The organism is Klenkia sp. PcliD-1-E (genome assembly GCF_024124375.1).
Lineage (GTDB): Bacteria > Actinomycetota > Actinomycetes > Mycobacteriales > Geodermatophilaceae > Klenkia.
Map to the genome: position 1 here is coordinate 1 of NZ_JAMXRZ010000118.1, position 12545 is coordinate 12545.

14 protein-coding genes are annotated in these 12545 nt (G+C 73.8%); 8 read left to right on the forward strand and 6 right to left on the reverse strand.

Going from position 1 to position 12545, the window contains the following annotated elements; translation table 11 throughout:
• Positions 1-43 precede the first annotated feature (43 nt).
• The 3 genes from NH342_RS18675 to katG form a co-directional block, all read right to left on the reverse strand.
• Positions 44-799: an MIP/aquaporin family protein gene (locus NH342_RS18675; protein WP_253017126.1), complete on the reverse strand. Its 756-nt coding sequence runs from the start codon at positions 797-799 to the stop codon at positions 44-46.
• A gap of 82 nt (positions 800-881) precedes the next feature.
• Positions 882-1562 (reverse strand): response regulator transcription factor, encoded by a 681-nt coding sequence (locus tag NH342_RS18680; RefSeq protein WP_253017128.1) that lies wholly within the window; start codon positions 1560-1562, stop codon positions 882-884.
• 68 nt (positions 1563-1630) lie between these two features.
• Positions 1631-3874 carry a catalase/peroxidase HPI gene (gene katG, locus NH342_RS18685; protein WP_253017130.1) on the reverse strand — a complete coding sequence of 748 codons (2244 nt, stop codon included), beginning with the start codon at positions 3872-3874 and terminating at the stop codon, positions 1631-1633.
• Positions 3875-4203: 329 nt separating this feature from the next.
• Between katG and NH342_RS18690 the strand changes: the two genes are divergently transcribed.
• Positions 4204-4536, forward strand: coding sequence for a PadR family transcriptional regulator (locus tag NH342_RS18690; protein WP_253017132.1), 333 nt, complete (start codon positions 4204-4206; stop codon positions 4534-4536).
• Complete coding sequence (locus NH342_RS18695; protein WP_253017134.1) at positions 4533-5471, forward strand: hypothetical protein; 939 nt, start codon at positions 4533-4535, stop codon at positions 5469-5471. The genes NH342_RS18690 and NH342_RS18695 overlap by 4 nt, the downstream gene beginning before the upstream one ends.
• Here the strand turns inward: NH342_RS18695 and NH342_RS18700 are convergent.
• Positions 5468-6295: a hemolysin III family protein gene (locus NH342_RS18700; protein ID WP_253017136.1), complete on the reverse strand. Its 828-nt coding sequence runs from the start codon at positions 6293-6295 to the stop codon at positions 5468-5470. The two genes, NH342_RS18695 and NH342_RS18700, sit on opposite strands and share 4 nt — an antisense overlap.
• Positions 6296-6423: 128 nt before the next feature.
• Between NH342_RS18700 and NH342_RS18705 the strand changes: the two genes are divergently transcribed.
• From NH342_RS18705 to NH342_RS18730, 6 genes are all read left to right on the forward strand, one after another.
• On the forward strand, positions 6424-7203 hold the full coding sequence (locus NH342_RS18705; RefSeq protein WP_308200699.1) for an isoprenyl transferase: 780 nt from the start codon (positions 6424-6426) through the stop codon (positions 7201-7203).
• A 46-nt stretch (positions 7204-7249) separates the two neighbouring features.
• The gene (locus NH342_RS18710) at positions 7250-8464 is read left to right on the forward strand and encodes a DUF885 domain-containing protein (protein WP_253017140.1); all 1215 of its coding nucleotides are present in this window, start codon (positions 7250-7252) and stop codon (positions 8462-8464) included.
• Positions 8461-8637, forward strand: a complete 177-nt coding sequence (locus tag NH342_RS18715; protein ID WP_253017142.1) for a hypothetical protein — start codon at positions 8461-8463, stop codon at positions 8635-8637. Before NH342_RS18710 ends, NH342_RS18715 begins: the two co-directional genes overlap by 4 nt.
• A 10-nt stretch (positions 8638-8647) precedes the next feature.
• Positions 8648-9640, forward strand: a complete 993-nt coding sequence (locus NH342_RS18720; RefSeq protein ID WP_253017144.1) for an ATP-binding cassette domain-containing protein — start codon at positions 8648-8650, stop codon at positions 9638-9640.
• Positions 9637-10395 (forward strand): ABC transporter permease, encoded by a 759-nt coding sequence (locus tag NH342_RS18725; RefSeq protein WP_253017146.1) that lies wholly within the window; start codon positions 9637-9639, stop codon positions 10393-10395. Before NH342_RS18720 ends, NH342_RS18725 begins: the two co-directional genes overlap by 4 nt.
• 214 nt (positions 10396-10609) lie before the next feature.
• The gene (locus NH342_RS18730; protein WP_253017148.1) at positions 10610-11905 is read left to right on the forward strand and encodes a PhoH family protein; all 1296 of its coding nucleotides are present in this window, start codon (positions 10610-10612) and stop codon (positions 11903-11905) included.
• A 125-nt stretch (positions 11906-12030) separates the two neighbouring features.
• On the opposite strand, the gene NH342_RS18735 is transcribed toward NH342_RS18730, so the two are convergent.
• Positions 12031-12273 carry a hypothetical protein gene (locus NH342_RS18735; RefSeq protein ID WP_253017150.1) on the reverse strand — a complete coding sequence of 81 codons (243 nt, stop codon included), beginning with the start codon at positions 12271-12273 and terminating at the stop codon, positions 12031-12033.
• Positions 12270-12545 (reverse strand): hypothetical protein (locus tag NH342_RS18740; RefSeq protein WP_253017152.1); only part of this gene is annotated, 276 nt, incomplete at its 5' end. The genes NH342_RS18735 and NH342_RS18740, both read right to left, overlap by 4 nt.

Sequence of the window (12545 nt, forward strand, 5' to 3'; positions counted from 1 at the left end):
GCGTGCTCGCCCCGCGGCGGGACGAGGCACGCGGCCCGGGGGGTCACCGGGGGGCTGCGGCGCGCCCGATCAGCCGGTCGTAGACGAGTGCGCCGACGACCGCCCCGATGACCGGGCCGGCCAGGTATGCCCACCAGTCCTGCAGCGTCCCCGACACCAGCATCGGGCCCAGGGCACGGGCGGGGTTGACGCCGGCACCGGTCAGCGGGAAGGAGATGAAGACCGCCGCCGTGAGGGCGAACCCGACGGCCAGCGGTGCGGTCGCGGCCGGCGCGCGTTCGTCGGTGGTCGCCGCGATGACGACGACCACCAGCAGCATCGTGGCGACCGCCTCGGTGAGCAGGACGGTCAGCGGCGACACCCCGTCCCCCGGGGCGGTGGCGCCCAGGTGCGCGCTGGCCCGGCCGGCGTCGCCGTACATCGCCCAGGTGACCAGGGAGGCCAGCACGGCGCCCGCGAACTGGGCGACCAGGTAGGGGGCCGCCGCCGCCCACGGGAACCGCCGGGTGACCGCCAGCGCCAGGGTGACCGCGGGGTTGAGGTGGGCCCCGCTGACGTGCCCCAGCGCGACCGCCAGAGCGGCCAGGGTGAGCCCGTTGACCAGGGCGATGCCCACCGCCCCGTAGGCCGGGCCCACCGGCGACAGGCCCTCGGCGCCGGCCGAGGCGGTGGCCCCGATCGCCAGCACCAGCAGGAACGTGCCGAGCAGTTCGGCGGCGGCCGCAGTGGCGATGTTCTTGCCCGGTGAGCTGCCGTAGAGGCCGGTGCCCCTCGTCTCCGGTGCAGCAGTGCTGTTCACGTCGGTTCCTCCCTCGTGGTCGGCCGGTGGACCCGGCCGACCACCGTGGTTCCCGGCCACGTGTGAGGGCGATGAGACCGGGTCAGCCGGGGTCGGGCTGGAACCGGTAGCCGAGGCCGCGGACCGTGCGCAGGTCGGTCGCGCCGAAGGGCTCGTCGACCTTGCGGCGCAGGTAGCGCACGTACTGGTCGACGACGTTGGACTGCACCTCGTCCGGGTCGTCCCACACCCGCTCGAGCAGCTGTCGGCGGCTCAGCGTCTGGCCATGGTTGCGGACCATGACCTCCAGCAGGTCGAACTCGCGCCGCGAGAGCTCGATCTCGACCGGACCGCGCCAGCACCGCCGGGCGCCGGGGTCGAGCTGGACGTCACCGGCGCGCAGCACGGCCGGGCGCGGTTGCGTCCCGCGGCGAAGCGAGGAGCGCAGGCGGGCCTCCAGCTCGGCCAGGCTGAAGGGCTTGAGCAGGTAGTCGTCGGCACCGGCGTCCAGGCCCGTCACCCGGTCGTCGACCGAGTCGCGGGCGGTGAGCATGACGACCGCTCCCCAGAACCCCCGCCGGCGCAGCTGCCGGCAGACGGTGACTCCGTCGGGACCTCCGGGCAGCACGACGTCCAGCACCACGGCTGCGTACTCGGTGGTGCTGACCTGCTGGCACGCCGCCGTCCCGTCGGCCACGTGGTCCACCACGTACCCGGCTGCCGCCAGACCGCGGACCAGCCCCGACGCCGTGGGTCCGTCGTCCTCGACGACGAGCAGCCTCACCCCGTCCCCCTCCCCGCGCGCGGGCCCGCCGTCCCCGGGGGGACGACGGGCCCGCGGACCCGCTGAGCTCAGCCGGCCTTGACGTCGTAGCGGTCGGCCATCATCACCTTGTCCCACACCGCGACGAAGTCGCGCACGAACCGCTTCTCGCCGCCGGCCGAGCCGTAGACCTCGGCGACCGCGCGCAGCTGTGCGTTGGCGCCGAAGACCAGGTCGTCCCGGGTGGCCTCGTGCCGCTGCTCGCCGGACTCCCGGTCGTCCAGGGCGAACCGCAGGCCGGAGTCGTCGAGCGTGCGCCACTGCAGGTCGGCGTCCAGGACCGTGGTGAAGAAGTCCGTGGACAGCGTCCCCACCCGGTCGGTGAACGTCGCCGAGCCGTCGTGGTTGCAGCCCAGCGCGCGCAGCCCGCCGGTCAGCGCCACCCACTCCGGCGCCGACAGGCCCAGCAGGTCGGCCTTGTCCAGGAACAGCTGCTCCGGGGACACCGGCGTGACCTCGGTCAGGTTGGCCTGGGCGTAGTTGCGGAACCCGTCGGACAGCGGGGCCAGCCACTCGAAGGTGGGGACGTCGGTCTGCTCCTGCGTGGCGTCGACCCGGCCCCCGGTGAAGGGCACCTCGACCTCGTGGCCGGCCGCGCGGGCGGCGTCCTCCACCGCGACGCAGCCGGCCAGCACGATCGTGTCGGCCAGGCTCGCCCCGCTCCGCTCGGCCACCCCGCGCAGCGCCTCGACCACCGGCACGGTGCGCCGGTTGACCACCCAGTCCTTCTGCGGGGCCAGCGCCAGACGCGCCCCGTTCGCCCCGCCGCGCTTGTCGCTGTCCCGGTAGGTGACCGCGGAGGAGAACGCGGTGTAGGCCAGGTCCGAGGTCGAGAGGCCGGTGCCGCGGATGGCCTCCTTCAGCGCGGCGGTGCCGGCGGCGTCCAGCGGCGCGTGGGTGGGCTCGGGCAGCGGGTCCTGCCAGGGCAGGTCCTCGGCCGGCACATCCGACCCGAGGTAGCGCGCCTTGGGGCCCATGTCGCGGTGGGTGAGCTTGTACCAGGCCTTGGAGAAGGCCAGCGTGAAGGCGTCGAAGTCGGCCAGGAACCGCTCGCAGATCTCCCGGTAGACCGGGTCGACCTTCAGCGCGATGTCGCTGGTCATCATCATCAGCGGGTGCTCGACGCCCTCGCGGTGCGCGTCGGGCGTGCGCGGCGCGGCCGGGTCGACCGGCGTCCACTGCAGGGCGCCGGCGGGGGAGCGGGTCTGCTCCCACTCGAACCGGAAGAGGTTCTTCAGGTAGTCGTTGTCCCACGTCGTGGGGTTCGGGGTCCAGGAGCCCTCGATGCCGTTGGTCATCGTGTCCGCGCCGTTTCCCGCGCCCTCGGGGTTGTGCCAGCCCAGGCCCATGGCCTCCATGGGGGCGTTCTCCGGCGGCGGGCCGATCCGGTCGGCGGCCACCGCGCCGTGGCTCTTGCCGAAGGCGTGCCCGCCGGCGATGAGCGCGACCGTCTCCTCGTCGTCCATCGCCATCCGGCCGAAGGTGATGCGGATGTCGACCGCGGAGGCGGCCGGGTCGCCGTTGGCCTCGGGACCCTCGGGGTTGACGTAGATCAGCGACTGGTGCGAAGCGGCCAGCGGCTGCTGCAGGTCGTAGTCGGAGTCCCCGGGCTTGCCGCGCCAGCGCAGGTCGCGGTTCACCATGTCGTCGTAGGAGCTCGGTGCGGTCATGTCGATGTGCTCGGGGCCCCACCAGGTGGCGTCGTCGGCCTCCCAGGCGTCGCGGCGCCCGCCGGCGAACCCGTAGGTCGGGAAGCCCATGATCTCCAGGGCGCAGTTGCCGGTGAGCACCATCAGGTCGGCCCACGAGATCGCGACGCCGTACTTCTGCTTGATCGGCCAGAGCAGCCGACGGGACTTGTCGGTGTTGCCGTTGTCCCACCAGCTGCTGATCGGGGCGAAGCGTTGCATGGCCTGCCCGGCGCCGCCGCGGCCGTCGGCGATGCGGTAGGTGCCGGCCGAGTGCCAGGCCATCCGGATCATCTGCGGGCCGTAGTTGCCGTAGTCCGAGGGCCACCAGGACACCGAGGTGGTCAGGAACTGCTTGATCTCGTCCTTCAGCGCGGGCAGGTCGATCGTCGCGAACGCCTCGGCGTAGTCCTCGTCGGACAGCGGGTTCGCAGCGTTGCCGTCGCGGTGCAGCTGCTCCACCCGCAGCCGGTGCGGGTACCAGTCCGACAGGGTCGGCGAGGAGGCCTGTGCCCCGCCCAGGGTGTCCCCGCCGAACGGGCACTTCCCGGCGAGGACGTCTTCGTAGTCGGTGTAGTTGGTCATGACGCTGTTCCTCTTCCCTCGATGGGGCCGCCACGAGCGGGGCCGCGACGCGCTGCGCGGCACCCCCCGTGTCCCGGCCGGACGGTGGTCACCGGTGTACGGGTGATGGGTGTGAGATCGATGAGAACCGCCGGCGGCAGGCACGGGGCGGTGGCCGTCGGGCCCTCTCCTCGCGCTCCCCGCGCGGTGGAACCCGCGGTCGGCTCGATCGTGCGGGTTGTCCGCGGGTCCCGCGACGGGACGGATTCGTCTCGCCACGCCGGTACGGTCCGGTGCGATCTACTGCGCGGTGTGCAGTACCGTGCACCGCACACATAGGAGGAGGGCGGATGGACACCACGCAACTGCTCAAGGGCGTGCTGGACCTGGCGGTGCTGGCGGTGCTCGACGGCGAGGACGGCTACGGCTACGACGTCGTCCGGCGGCTGCGGGCCGCCGGCCTGGAGGACGTCGGGGACGCCTCGGTCTACGGCACCCTGCGCCGGCTCTACGCCGCCGGGCACCTGACCTCCTACGTGGTGCCCTCGGTGGAGGGCCCGCACCGCAAGTACTACGGCCTCAACGCCTCCGGGCGGGCCGAGCTGGCGACCTCGACCAAGACCTGGACGGGGTTCTCGGACACGATGGCGGCGCTGCTCGCCGGGGAGCAGGTGGCGGCATGAGCGCAGCTGCGGGATCGACGCAGACCTCGACCGACCCGGAGGTCGCGGCCTATGCGCGGCAGGTCCGCGAGGCCCTCGCCGACGTGCCGGCGGCCCGGCTCGAGGAGCTGCTGGAGGACCTGGAGGAGCACCTGGTCGAGGTGGCCTCGGAGACCCCCGGACCGCTGGACGAGCGGCTGGGCTCGCCGGCGGCCTACGCCGCGGAGCTGCGCCGGGCCGCGGGCCTGCCCGAGCCGACCGGGGTCGCCGCGCCGGCCCGGCCCGGGATCCTGGAGCGCCTGCGCGAGCGCTGGGGCGACCGTCCCGCCGTCGTCGCCGTGCGCGACTTCCTGCCCGAGCTGCGACCGGCGTGGTGGGTGGTCCGCGGGTGGGCCGCCGTCGCCGCGGTCGAGGCCGTGTTCCTCGGCCAGGTCGGGATCCCGCTGCCCACCCTGGGCCTGGGGCCGGTCGGCTGGGTGGTCACGGGCGCGGCCGTCGTGTGGTCGGTGCGGCTGGGCCTGCGCGCCCGGGCCGCGGGCACCCCCCTGACCCACGCCACCGGCTTCCTCAACGTCGGCCTGGCCCTGTGCGCGCTGGTCGCGGTCATCGGCCTGGCGAACCAGCGCACGAGCAGCGAGTACTACCCGGCAGAGGTCTCCTACGACTCCGGACCGACCACGCTGGTCCACGAGGACGGCACCCCGATCACCAACATCGTCCCGTACGGCCCCGACGGCACCCCGCTGACCGGCGTGCTGCTCTACGACCAGGACGGCCGCCCGATCGACAACCTGTCCGACTGGACCGGCGACGGCACGACCGTGCAGCCGCAGGACACCGTGCCCGCACAGCCGGCCAACGCCTACCCGCAGTCCCAGGTGGTCACGGGCTACGACGAGTACGGCAACGAGGTCGACGAGGTCTTCCCGGCCCCGGTCGCCGAGCCGACGCCCTAGACGAAGGGCGAGTTGTAGATGGCGAAGTACACGGCGGTGTAGTGGCACGCGGCGGCCACGATGGTCATCGCGTGGAACACCTCGTGGTAGCCGAAGACGCCCGGCCACGGGTTGGGCTTCTTGATGGCGTAGGCGACGGCGCCGACGGAGTAGAGGAGACCGCCCGCGGCCAGCAGCACCATCGCGGTGACCCCGGCCAGCTGCAGGATGTCGACCAGCACGAACACCGCGACCCAGCCCAGCGCCAGGTAGATCGGCACGCCCAGCCAGCGGGGTGCGGTCGGCCACGCCATCTTCAGCCCCACACCGGCCAGCGCACCGCTCCACACGATGCCGAAGATCCACCAGTTGGTCGGGTAGGGCACCGACAGCGCCGCGAAGGGCGTGTAGGTGCCCGCGATGAACAGGAAGATCATCGAGTGGTCGAGCCGCTTCATCAGCTTCCAGCCGCGCGGTGACCACCGGCGCCGGTGGTAGGCGGCGGAGATGCCGAACAGGCCGAGGATGGTCAGGCAGTAGATCGACACCGGCAGGCCGGCGCGCACGCCACCCTCGACCCAGGCCAGCGGGATGAGCACGGCGCCGGCGACGACCGCACCGAAGCTGGCGAACAGGTGCAGCCAGCCGCGCAGCCGCGGGCGGGTGTCGGGGTGGTCGAAGTCGCTGTCCGCGTAGTCCTCGACGGTCCACCCGTCGGCGCGGACGGCGCCGACCTGCTCGCCCTCCTCGCGCACGGCGGCCTGGGCCTGACCTGGCGGGGCCTGCAGGAGAGCCCCGTCCGAGGACACCTCGACGGTCTCCGACGGCCGGTGGGGGAGGCTCATGTGCCGAGGCTACGGCGGGCCCGGTGGCAGGGACACCCAGCGCAGCTGTGAGGCTGCCGGGGACGGTGTGAGGTCGGTCGCCGTCCGCCCTGCCGCGAATGCACACCGGGCACCTAGGGTTACCCGGCGTGGGGGCACGCGAGCAGCTGCGCGAGGTGCTGACGACGCTCTACGAGCGGCGCCTGGTCGCCCGGCTCGACCGCGCCGCCGTCCCCCGCCACGTCGGGGTGATCGTCGACGGCAACCGGCGCTGGGCCCGCGCCATCGGGCTGGACGACGTCAACGACGGCCACCGCCGCGGTGCGGACAAGATCGCCGACTTCCTGGGCTGGTGCGACGAGACCGGCGTCGAGGTGGTCACGCTGTTCCTGCTGTCCACCGACAACCTGGCCCGGCCCGAGCCCGAGCTGACCCCGCTGCTGCGCATCATCGAGGGGGTGGCCGCCGACCTGGCCGGACCCGGTCGCCGCTGGCAGCTGAACGCGGTCGGCGCGCTGGGCCTGCTGCCGGCCGAGACCGCGGCGGTGCTCAAGCAGGCCGAGGAGGACACCCGCGGGCGGGCCGGGGCCACGGTCAACCTGGCGGTCGGCTACGGCGGGCGCCGCGAGATCGCCGACGCCGTCCGGTCGCTGCTGGCCTCCCACGTCGAACGCGGGACGACGCTGCCCGAGCTGGTCGAGGTCCTCGACGTCGAGCACATCGCCGAGCACCTCTACACCCGCGGTCAGCCCGACCCCGACCTGGTCATCCGCACCAGCGGCGAGCAGCGGCTCTCGGGCTTCCTGCTCTGGCAGACCGCGCACTCGGAGTTCTACTTCACCGACGTCTACTGGCCCGAGTTCCGCCGGGTGGACTTCCTGCGCGCGCTGCGCGACTACGCCGCCCGGCAGCGCCGCTTCGGCGGCTGAGGTCCGGCCGGGCGCGCCGACCGGACCGGCTGCGAGACTGGCCGCCATGGTCAACGGCGCGGTCGACGTCCCCTTGGAGTACGTGCGGCTGGGGCTGCGGTTCGACCGGCTCGAGGAGGGCTTCGTCGACGCCTACACCGGCGACCGGCGGATCCGCGCCCAGGTGGACGACGAGCCCGCCCCCACCCCGCAGCGGCTGCGCGACCAGGCCCGCGGGCTGCTGCGCGAGCTGGACTCCAGCGACCTGCCGGCCGACCGGGTCGCCCACCTGCGCGGCCAGCTGACCGCCCTGGAGTGCACCGCCCGCAAGATGGGGGAGGAGCCCGTCGGCTTCCGCGAGGAGGTGCGCGCCTACTTCCAGGTCGACGTCACCCTCGGCGACGAGGCGTCCTACGCCGCGGCGCACGCCGCGCTGGAGGAGCTGCTGCCCGGGTCGGGGACCCTGGCCGAGCGGTACGCCCAGCACCGCCGCCGCGAGGAGTGCCCGCCCGCCAAGCTGGAGGAGGCGGTGCACGCGCTGTCCAGCGCGCTGCGCGACCGGGTGCGCGCCTCCTACGGCCTGCCGGACGTGGAGACCGTCGCCTACGAGGTGGTCACCGACAAGCCGTGGTCGGGCTTCAACTACTACGCCGGGGACTACCGCTCGCGGGTGGCCATCAACGCCGACCTGCCGCACCGCACCAGCCAGCTGCCGCACCTGGTCGCCCACGAGTCCTACCCGGGGCACCACACCGAGCACTGCCGCAAGGAGATGGGCCTGGTCGAGCGCGACCAGCACCTCGAGCACACCGTCTTCCTGGTCAACACCCCCGAGTGCCTGATGGCCGAGGGCCTGGCCGACCTCGGCCTGGAGGCGGCGGTCGGCGACGGGTGGGGCCCGTGGGCCGCCGAGGTGCTCGCCGACCTCGGCCTGCGGCTGGACGGCGAGCTGGCCGAGCGGGTGGCCGCTGCCGCCGCGCCGCTCAACCGGGTCCGGCAGGACGCCGCGATCATGCTGCACGACCAGCGGGCCTCCGCCGACGCCGTCGTGGCCCACCTGCAGCGGTGGTCGCTGGTCAGCCACGACCGCGCCGTGCAGCAGCTGCGCTTCCTCACCCACCCGCTGTGGCGGGCCTACATCACCACCTACGTCGAGGGCTACGACCTGCTGGCCGGCTGGTTGCGGGCCCGCCCGGCCGACCAGCCGGTGGCCGACCGGTTCCTGCGGCTGCTCGACGAACCGCTCACCCCGGCCCGGATCGCCGAGGAGGCGCAGGGGTGAGGCGCACCCCGGCGGAGAAGCGTGTGCTGGGGCTGTGGACCGCGGTCTGCCTGCTGGTCTTCCTGGTCGCGCTGCTGCTCTGGGTCGGCGACCTCGCGCTGCAGTGGCCGGTCCTGCTGGTGCCGGTGCTGTGGGCGGGAATTGCGCTACGACCCCGTCGCGGAAGGCCCTAGGCTCCGCGGCGTGATCCACGCCCGCGGGCTGTCCCGCACGTTCCGCAAGAAGCGCGGCAAGCAGACCACGGAGGTGGTCGCCGTCGCCGGGGTCGACCTCGACGTCGAGGCCGGCGAGATCGTCGGCTTCCTGGGCCCCAACGGGGCCGGCAAGACCACCACCATGCGCATGCTGACCACGCTGCTGGCCCCGACCGCGGGGACGGCGACCGTGGCCGGCTGCGACCTGCTCACCGACCCGGTCGGCGTCCGGCGCCGGATCGGCTACGTCTCCCAGGCCGGGTCCACCGCGCCGGAGAACCGGGCCGGCGAGGAGCTGGTCAGCCACGCCCGGCTCTACGGCGTGAGCACCGCCGAGGCGACCGAGCGCGGCAAGCAGCTGTTCGCCGAGCTGGACCTCGACGGGCTGTGGGAGCGCCAGCCCAAGGCGATGTCCGGCGGCCAGCGGCGCCGGTTGGACATCGCGATGGGCCTGGTGCACGTCCCCGGTCTGGTCTTCCTCGACGAGCCCACCACGGGCCTGGACCCGCAGGCCCGGGCCAACCTGTGGCAGCACATCGAGGGGCTGCGCAGCGACCGCGGCACCACGGTCTTCCTCACCACGCACTACCTGGACGAGGCCGACGCCCTCTGCGACCGGGTGCTGGTCATCGACAAGGGCACCATCGTCGCCTCCGGGACGCCCGACGAGCTCAAGAGCTCGGTGGGTGGCGACCTGCTCACCGTGACCTCACCGCGGGCCGCGGAGATCGCCGCGCGCATGGCCGGGCTGCCCGGTGCCGAGGACCCGACGGTGGACGGCGACCGGGTCAGCTGCCGGGTCCCGGCCGGGGGCGCCGGGCTGGTCACCCTGCTGCGCGACCTGGACGCCGCCGGGATCGAGGTCGACGGCGTGGAGAGCCGCCGGCCCAGCCTGGACGACGTCTTCCTGACCGTCACCGGCCGCTCGCTGCGCGACGGCGAGCACCAGCCGGCCACCGAGACCGAGGGGGCGCAGGCGTGAGCACGCTGGTCCGCGACACCGGGACGATCTTCCGCCGGGCCATGCGCACGTCGCTGCGCAACCCGGCCTGGCTGGTCATCAGCCTCATGCAGCCGGTGCTCTACATCGTGCTCTTCGGGCCGCTGCTGGAGCCGATCGCCGGGCAGCTGGGCGGCGCCAACGCCTACCAGGTGTTCGTGCCCGGGATCCTCGTGCAGCTGGGCCTGTTCGGCACCGCGTTCGTCGGGTTCAGCCTGATCGCCGAGTACCGGGCCGGGGTCATCGAGAGCCAGCGGGTGTCGCCGGCGCCCCGGGCGGCGCTGCTGCTGGGCCGGGTGCTGCGCGACGTGGTGGTGCTCGCCGTCCAGGGCGTGGTGCTGGTCCTGGTCGCCGTCCCCTTCGGCCTGGACGCCTCCCTCGGCGGGGTCGCGCTGACCATCGGGCTGGTCGCCGTCCTCGGCGGGTCGCTGGCCGCGGTGAGCTACGCGCTGGCCCTGACGCTGAAGAGCGAGGACGCCTTCGCCCCGTTGCTGAACGTCGTGCTGTTCCCGGTGCTGCTGCTGTCGGGGATCCTGCTGCCGATGACGCTGGCCCCGGGCTGGCTGCAGACGGTCTCCGACCTCGTGCCCTTCAAGCACATCGTCGACGGCGCGCGGGCGCTGTTCGCCGGCGACTTCGGTGCCCCCGACGTGGGGTGGGGCCTGCTGTTCACCGTCGTCCTGGCGGCGCTGGGTGCCTGGTTCGGGACCTCCCAGTTCCGCAAGGAGAGTGGCTGAACAACCCCACCGGGTGAGGTGGTGTGTCCCGTCACGCGCCGGACACCTGCACCGCCTACCGTCGTCGGTGTCAGGGGAGCCCGACTCCCCGGACACGGGAGGCCCGGTTGGTCCGCTGCTCGCAGTCGAACCAGGGGGCCGGTTCCCGGCCCCTGCGCCGGGACCCGGTCACCTTCGATGCGGGGCGCGCCCTGCGCCTCCTGGGAGTCGATCCGTGAGCACCCGCCGCACGTTCGTCCTCGACACCTCCGTCCTGCTCTCCGACCCGGGCGCCCTGGCCCGCTTCGGTGGGCACGACGTCGTCGTCCCCCTGGTCGTGATCGGTGAGCTGGAGGAGAAGCGCCACCACCCCGAACTCGGGTGGTTCGCCCGCCAGACCCTGCGCATGCTCGACGACCTGCGGGTGCAGCACGGCCGGCTCGACGCCCCCATCCCGGTGGGCGAGGACGGCGGGACGCTGCACGTCGAGCTGAACCACTCCGACTCCTCGGTGCTGCCGGCCGGGTTCCGCAACGACAGCAACGACAGCCGGATCATGGTCGTGGCGCTGAACCTGCGGGCCGAGGGCCGCGACGTGTGCCTGGTGACCAAGGACGTGCCGCTGCGGGTGAAGGCGGCCGCGGTGGGCCTGGAGACCGACGAGTACCGCGGGCTCGGGGCGGTCGACCAGGGCTGGACCGGGATGGCGGAGCTGTCGCTGTCCGACGAGGAGATCTCCGGGCTCTACGACGCCGGGACGGCGTTCCTCCCCGCCGCGGCCGAGCTGCCCACCCACACCGGGCTGGTGCTGCTGTCCTCCCGCGGCTCGGCGCTGGGGCGGGTCACCGCCGACAAGCACGTCAAGCTGGTGCGCGGGGACCGCGAGGCGTTCGGCCTGCACGGCCGCTCGGCCGAGCAGCGGATCGCGCTGGACCTGCTGCTGGACCCCGAGGTCGGCATCGTGTCGATGGGCGGTCGGGCCGGGACCGGCAAGTCGGCGCTGGCGCTGTGCGCGGGCCTGGAGTCGGTGATGGAGCGCCGGGCGCACAAGAAGGTGGTCATCTTCCGGCCGCTGTACGCCGTCGGCGGCCAGGAGCTGGGCTACCTGCCCGGCTCCGAGGGCGAGAAGATGCAGCCCTGGGCGCAGGCGGTCTTCGACACCCTCGGCGCGCTGGTCAGCAGCGAGGTGGTCACCGAGGTGCTCGCCCGCGGGCTGATCGAGGTGCTGCCGCTGACCCACATCCGCGGCCGGTCGCTGCACGACTCGTTCGTGATCGTGGACGAGGCGCAGTCGCTGGAGCGCGGTGTGCTGCTGACCGTGCTCTCGCGGCTGGGCACCAACTCGCGGGTCGTGCTCACCCACGACGTCGCGCAGCGGGACAACCTGCGGGTCGGCCGGCACGACGGCGTCACCGCGGTCATCGAGGCGCTCAAGGGCCACCCGCTGTTCGCCCACGTCACGCTGACCCGCTCGGAGCGCTCGCCGATTGCCGCGCTGGTCACCGAGATGCTGGAGGACATCCCCCTCTGACCGTCCTGGGGGCCCGGCCCGGCCGGCGTCGATCAGGGTCCCTGGTCGAACTCCGTCCTCCTGCGCCAGATCTCGCACAGGAGGACGGAGTTCGATCAGCTCCCCTGATCAACGCTGAGGTCGGGTCAGGCGTCGGCGGGTTCGGGGGCCTCGGCGGGCGGGTGGGGACGCCGGCGCGCCCTGGGCTGGGGCTTGGGCGCCGGGAACACCGCGCGCAGCAGCGAGCTGGCCACCCACCCGGCCAGCAGGCACCACGGCAGCCGCGCCACCACGACGTCGGCGTCCAGGGTGCCCACCGCGCCCAGCAGCAGCACGGGGACGGCGAAGAGCGCCGCTGCGCCGAGGACGTCCCAGCGCAGCGGGCTCATTGCCGGCCGGCCAGCCGCTCGCAGAGCAGGGCCGCCCACCGGTGCGGGGTGGCCCGGGCGCCGTCGACGACGGCGACGGGCACGGGCAGGCCGTCCAGCAGCGTGGCCGGGTCGGGTGCGGAGTCGGTGTCGGTGACGACGACGGCGTCGACGCGGGGCAGGCCGGCCAGCCAGGTGCGCAGCGCGCCGGGCTTGCGGGTGGCGTCCAGCACGCCCCACACCGCGGTGGCCGACCAGGCCTGCAGCATCTGCGCAGCCCACGCGCCGCCGGC